This window comes from Salinivibrio sp. HTSP, assembly GCF_003390965.1.
Lineage (GTDB): Bacteria > Pseudomonadota > Gammaproteobacteria > Enterobacterales > Vibrionaceae > Salinivibrio > Salinivibrio kushneri.
Genome location: NZ_PXUD01000021.1, coordinates 1 through 6,381, shown reverse-complemented (window position 1 = coordinate 6,381; position 6,381 = coordinate 1). Strand labels below are relative to the sequence as shown.

Annotated in this window: 6 protein-coding genes; all 6 read left to right on the top strand. The window is 46.7% G+C overall.

The features are described 5' to 3' along the window. Positions 1–374: MBL fold metallo-hydrolase RNA specificity domain-containing protein (locus C7A19_RS04485; protein ID WP_275937825.1), on the top strand; the 374-nt coding region annotated here is incomplete at its 5' end. Between the two features lie 656 nt (positions 375–1,030). Further along, on the top strand, positions 1,031–2,071 hold the full coding sequence (locus C7A19_RS04475; RefSeq protein WP_116644299.1) for a Gfo/Idh/MocA family oxidoreductase: 1,041 nt from the start codon (positions 1,031–1,033) through the stop codon (positions 2,069–2,071). A 19-nt stretch (positions 2,072–2,090) separates the two neighbouring features. Continuing rightward, positions 2,091–3,365, top strand: a complete 1,275-nt coding sequence (tviB, locus tag C7A19_RS04470) for a Vi polysaccharide biosynthesis UDP-N-acetylglucosamine C-6 dehydrogenase TviB (protein ID WP_116644297.1) — start codon at positions 2,091–2,093, stop codon at positions 3,363–3,365. A 39-nt stretch (positions 3,366–3,404) separates the two neighbouring features. Continuing rightward, complete coding sequence (locus C7A19_RS04465; protein ID WP_116644296.1) at positions 3,405–3,980, top strand: acyltransferase; 576 nt, start codon at positions 3,405–3,407, stop codon at positions 3,978–3,980. 2 nt (positions 3,981–3,982) lie between these two features. Beyond that, entirely contained in the window at positions 3,983–5,062 is a 1,080-nt protein-coding gene (locus C7A19_RS04460) for a DegT/DnrJ/EryC1/StrS family aminotransferase (protein ID WP_116644295.1), read from the top strand. Continuing rightward, positions 5,059–6,381, top strand: a 1,323-nt coding sequence (locus C7A19_RS04455) for a lipopolysaccharide biosynthesis protein (RefSeq protein ID WP_155522542.1), incomplete at its 3' end; no start/stop codon positions are given. The genes C7A19_RS04460 and C7A19_RS04455, both read left to right, overlap by 4 nt.

Sequence of the window (6,381 nt, the reverse complement as noted above, 5' to 3'; positions counted from 1 at the left end):
TGAACCGCCTAAAACAAAGCGGCGAACCGGCCATTGTGGTCGCCGCCTCCGGCATGTGCCAAGGCGGACGGATTATGAACTACCTTGCCGCCTTGCTGGAAGACAAACGCACCGATGTGGTTTTTGCCGGTTACCAAGCCCAACACACCCTCGGCCGTGACATTCAGCAAGGCAACAAACAAGTTTGGATAGACAACACGCCAGTCACCGTCAACGCCCAAATCCACACAATCTCTGGTTACTCCGCCCACGCCGATCAAAACGACCTGGTTAAATTCGTACAAGGCATCCAACCGCCGCCAAAACAAATCCACTTGATTCACGGCGAACCGGACAGCCAACGGGAACTAGCTGCTCTTCTCGGTAATCCGTAAGCGACCCGATGCTGCCTTTCCTAGTTTCTAGCCTCTAGTTTCTAGAAGCGAAGCGTCTCGTCTCTTTCCGTGCTCCGTAAGCGAAGCGCTCCGTATTCCCATTCCCGAATACAGATGACGGAATACAGAGTACAGAAAGAGCAAGAGCCCCAATGCAAGCACGAGGCTGCTTTTTCTAGTCTCTAGTTTCTAGAAGCGAAGCGTCTCGTCTCTTTCCGTACTCCGTAAGCGAAGCGCTCCGTATTCCCATTCCCGAAGACCGATGACGGAATACAGAGTACAGAAAGAGCATAATCCCCAATGCGCGCACGGTTTGCTCTTTCCCGTAAATTGTTGCCTAAAAACCCACCACACCGCTTGCTTAATGTCGACTTTTTGGCGCTAGGCCTTTTGCCTACAAAAATTAGCAGGTAAACTCATAGCCCATTAAATTTACCGGCTGTGCGCCTTGCGCGGCCAGATACAATCTAGCTATGCGCACAGGGGGAGCGACACCTCATGGCGGTAGCGTGGGCGATTGCTGAACAAAATTTGCTCATAGTAGATGACAACTGTTTTGGATAACACAATAGTGACGCCGAACCAAAGCTGTAACATCTTACCATATTGGAAGTGTTTTAAGCGCTGGATGGCTGCTGGGAGATAAAGCATTGGGTATAGCAATAGACAAAAAAATCCGTATTGCCGTTGTTGGCTGTGGCCGGATTTCGAAAAACCATTTTGGCTCGATTGAGCAGTTAAGCGATGAATACGAGCTAGTGGCAATATGTGACAATAACCCGAGTGTTCTCGCTGAGCACCAAGAAAAATATCAAGTGCCCGGTTACTTGTCATTTGATGAACTGCTTGAAAAGGAAACCCTGGATCTTGTTACGCTATGCACGCCATCGGGTATTCATGCAGCGCACACTATTAAGGCTGCAAAAGCAGGCATCAATGTAGTAACAGAAAAGCCTATGGCTACCAAGTGGGAAGACGGCTTGGCCATGACAAAAGCCTGCGAAGAGGCAGGTGTGCAGCTTTTTGTGGTGAAGCAAAACCGCCGTAATTCGACGTTGCAGCTACTAAAACGTGCAATTGATGAAAAGCGGTTTGGGGCCATTAATATGGTGCACCTCAACGTCTTTTGGACACGCCCGCAAGAATACTATGATCGCGCAAAATGGTCAGGCACCTGGCATATGGATGGCGGCGCTTTTATGAACCAAGCGACGCATTATGTTGACTTGTTGCATTGGTTAGTCGGCTCGGTTGAAGAAGTGCATGCAATGCTCTCAACCCATCGAGACATCGAAGTCGAAGACACCGGCGTGGTAAATATCAAATGGCGTAATGGCGCGCTGGGCTCAATGGCCGTAACCATGTGCACCTATCCTAAAAATTTAGAAGGCTCAATCACGATATTGGGCGAAAAAGGCACGGTACGCATTGGCGGTGTTGCAATTAACGACATTCAAGAATGGCAGTTTGAAGAAGCCAAAGACTACGATGCCGAGATTGAGCAAGCGAATTATCAGACTAGCTCTGTATACGGGTTTGGTCATCCACCGTATTTTCAAAATGTCGCTGATACCTTAAAAGGCCGCGCCGAAGCAGAAACCGATGGCCGTGAGGGCCTTAAATCGCTTGAGCTATTGACTGCCATTTATCGCTCTGGCCGTGATAAGTCGACCGTTGGCCTACCACTGAATTTATAATAGTAACAAGGTTAAAGAAATGAACCTACAAGATGTGAAGTTTGGCATCCTTGGGCTAGGATATGTTGGTTTGCCATTGGCCGTTGAATTCGGAAAGTGCTTCCCAACCGTTGGCTACGATGTAAAAGAAGATCGCGTAAAAGAGCTGTTGGCCGGACATGATTCGACCAAAGAATGTACCGATGAGGAGTTGGCGCAAGCTAAATCCCTCACTTATACGAGCCAGCTAACAGATATCGCCAGCTGCAACTTTTATATCGTCACTGTCCCAACGCCCATAACAGAAGAGAAAACCCCGGATCTCACCCCGCTAAAAAAAGCCTCGCAAGCGTTAGCGAATGTGATCAGCAAAGGTGATACCGTCGTCTTTGAATCGACGGTTTACCCTGGGGCCACAGAAGAAGTCTGTATCCCAATCATTGAGAAACACTCAGGACTGGTGTTCAATCAGGACTTTTTTGCAGGTTACAGCCCTGAACGGATCAATCCAGGTGACAAAGTGAATCGTCTGCCGACGATTGTTAAGATCACTTCAGGCTCCACACCTGAAGTCGCTGAGTTTATCGATACGGTATATCGTCAAATTATTACCGCCGGCACTCACAAAGCCTCTTCGATAAAAGTGGCTGAAGCCGCCAAAGTGATTGAAAACACCCAGCGTGATTTGAATATTGCGGTGATCAATGAGTTTGCCAAGATTTTTAACAAACTGCATATCGATACTGAAGAAGTATTAAAAGCGGCAGGCACTAAGTGGAACTTCCTTCCGTTCAAGCCGGGCCTAGTTGGCGGCCATTGTATCAGTGTTGATCCTTACTATTTGACGTACAAAGCGCAAGAAACGGGCTATCGGCCAGAGGTGATTCTTGCGGGGCGTCGGATTAACGATGGCATGGGCGAATATGTCGCTACCCAGTTAGTTAAGGCCTTGTCGCGTCGTAAAATCCATATTGATGAAGCGCGCGTGTTAGTCATGGGGATCACCTTTAAGGGCGATTGTCCTGACGTGCGAAATACCAAGATTGTCGACATCATCAGTGAGCTCAAAGACTTCAATATGGGCGTGGATGTCTACGACAGCTGGGCCAATCCAACCGAGGTAAAAGACGAGTACGGCATTGAGCTTATCAGCCATCTATCCCCAGGTACCTATGACGCGATTATTTTGGCTGTTGATCACTCTGAGATGAAGCTCATGGGTGAAGCGGAATTACGCGCTTTAGGGAAACCTGATCATGTGCTTTATGATGTGAAGCATGTGCTACCGCTTGGCGACTCAGACTTACGCCTTTAACCCCTAATCAGTGAGACGCCAATTAAGGCAGATAAAACCATGGATTATTTTAAGCATGAAAGCGCCATTGTTGATGAAGGAGCGCAAATCGGAAGTGGCTCGCGCGTGTGGCATTTTGTTCACGTTTGCAGTGGCGCCAAGATAGGTCAAGGCGTCTCACTGGGTCAAAATGTCTTTGTTGGCAACAAGGTCACCATTGCCGACAACTGCAAAGTACAAAACAATGTCTCTGTCTATGACAACGTGCATTTAGAAGAGGGTGTGTTTTGTGGTCCGAGCATGGTGTTCACCAATGTCTATAACCCACGCTCTCTTATTGAGCGCAAAGATGAATACAAAGATACCTGGGTAAGAAAAGGCGCCACACTGGGCGCGAACTGCACCATTGTGTGTGGTGTGAACGTGGGTAAATTTGCGTTTATTGGCGCTGGTGCAGTGATCAATAAAGACGTGCCAGCTTATGCCTTAATGGTGGGTGTGCCCGCTAAGCAAATCGGTTGGATGAGTGAATACGGTGAGCAGCTCGATTTGCCGCTGACTGGCAATGCACAAACTACCTGCCCTCATACGGGTGACATTTACCAACTGACTGACTCAATGCTAGAGAAAATTTAATCATGCAATTTATTGATTTAGCCGCGCAGCAGGCACAAATAAAAGACAAAATTGATACTGCGATTCAAACTGTATTATCACATGGCAAATACATTCTTGGCCCAGAAGTGGCGGAGCTAGAAAAAAAACTGACTGAGTTTTGTGGCGCACAGCACTGCATTAGCGTGGCCAATGGCACCGATGCACTGCAAATTGCGCTTATGGCGCTTGAAATAGGTCCAGGCGATGAAGTGATTATTCCAGGGTTCACCTACATTGCCACGGCAGAGACAGTCGCATTATTGGGTGCAAAACCTATCTACGTTGACATTGACGAGCGCACCTACAACATCAATCCAGAAGCGATTGAGCCTGCGATCACCAGCAAGACGAAAGCGATTATGGCAGTGTCGCTTTATGGACAATGTGCGGATTATGATGCGATCAATGCTGTTGCTGCAAAACATGATATCCCGGTGATTGAAGACGCAGCACAAAGCTTTGGCGCCAGTTATAAAGACAAACGCTCATGTAACTTAACCACCATTGCTTGTACTAGCTTCTTCCCAAGTAAGCCGCTTGGGTGTTATGGCGATGGCGGCGCGATTTTCACCAATGACGATAAGCTAGCCCTTGTCATGCGCCAAATCGCACGCCATGGCCAAGATCGCCGTTATCACCATATTCGAGTAGGCGTAAACAGTCGCCTAGACACACTACAAGCAGCCATCCTACTGCCAAAGCTTGAGATCTTTGCCAATGAGATTGAGTTAAGAAATCAAGTTGCCAGCCGCTACAATCAGTTACTCAGCGACGCCGGCATTCAAACTACGCCTTATGTGGAAGCGCATAATATCTCCACTTGGGCACAATACACCATTCGTGTTGAAAACCGAGAAGCAGTGCAAGCCAAACTCAAAGAGGCAGGTATTCCGACTGCCGTTCACTATCCAACTCCACTGAATAAACAACCCGCGGTCGCTGATCATCATGTTCAATTACCCGTGGGAGATAAAGTGGCCGAGCAGGTGATAAGCTTGCCGATGCATCCTTATCTAACTGAGCAAGACCAGCTGGACGTCATTCAGGCATTACAACTGTGATAGCTAAACTAAAAAAAATACTGCCTCAAAATGCGTTTGCTCGTGGGGTTAGTGTTCTCGTAGGAGGAACAGCAGGTGCACAGGCACTTATGGTGTTTGCTTCACCGCTGTTAACAAGACTATATACACCAGAAGATTTTGGTTTGCTGGCTGTTTACAGTGGCCTATTGGCACTCTTTGCCGTGGTGGCGAGTCTGCGTTATGAGCTCGCGATTCCCTTACCTGAAACCAACACCGAAGCAGCCAATGTGTTGGTACTCAGCTTGCTTGTGGTGCTGTTGATGACAAGTATCTCTGGCGTTATGGTGTTAATAGCTGGTGAACATATTGCGGCAGCCCTTAATGCACCTAAATTGACCAACTATTTCTGGTTATTACCTATTGGCATATTTTTATCCGGAATTTACAAGGTATTTAATTACTGGGCAGTGCGCACCAAATCCTTTGGTGAAATTGCCAGAACACGAATAAGCCAGACACTGGCAACACTGGCTGTTCAACTTTTTGGCTTTAAACTAGGTAGTATCGCACTCTTATTCGGTCAGGCAGGCGGGCAGGGGGTTGGCAGCCTTCGCTTAGCCCGTTCAGCAATCAAGCATAAAGAATTTAGTAGTTGGACGTGGTCAGGAGTTCAGCAGGCTGCAAAACGATATAAGCAATTCCCAATCTTTTCTACTTGGTCGGGTCTGTTTAATACGGCAGGTGCTCAGCTCCCTCCCTTGATGTTTGCAGCATTTTTTAGTGCCGGTGCAGCGGGGTTATACGCTTTAGCGAATCGAATTCTTAAACTGCCAATAACAGTCATTGGTGGTGCAATTAGTAAAGTATATTTTTCAGATTTAGTGGAAGCTAGAACTAATGGTCAACTACCACAAAAAATTGAACAAGGTGCAGCTGGATTAATTAAGCTGTCTTTTCCAGCTGGCTTTATGTTTATGTTGTTTGCTCCAGATCTCTTTTTGTTGGTTTTTGGTACTGAGTGGAAAGTGGCTGGGGACGTTGCAAGGTGGATGGTTCCGTCGATTCTATTACAGTTTATAAGCTCTCCATTAAGTGTGGTATATTTTGTTTTAGAAAAAGAGAAAATTGGTCTTATTTTCCAAATTGGAATGTTAGTAGCAAGAGCGCTCTCGTTGATATATGGATATTACTACCTTGATTTTATTGATACGACGATTGTTTTTTCCTTTGTAAGTGCTGCATGTTATTTTTTTTACAGTGTCTCAGTTTTTTGTATGAGCGGGGCAGGCCTTCATTTTTTAATATTTGAATTATTTTTGGAGTTTCTGAAGGGACTGCTGATGTTAGCAATGATCATT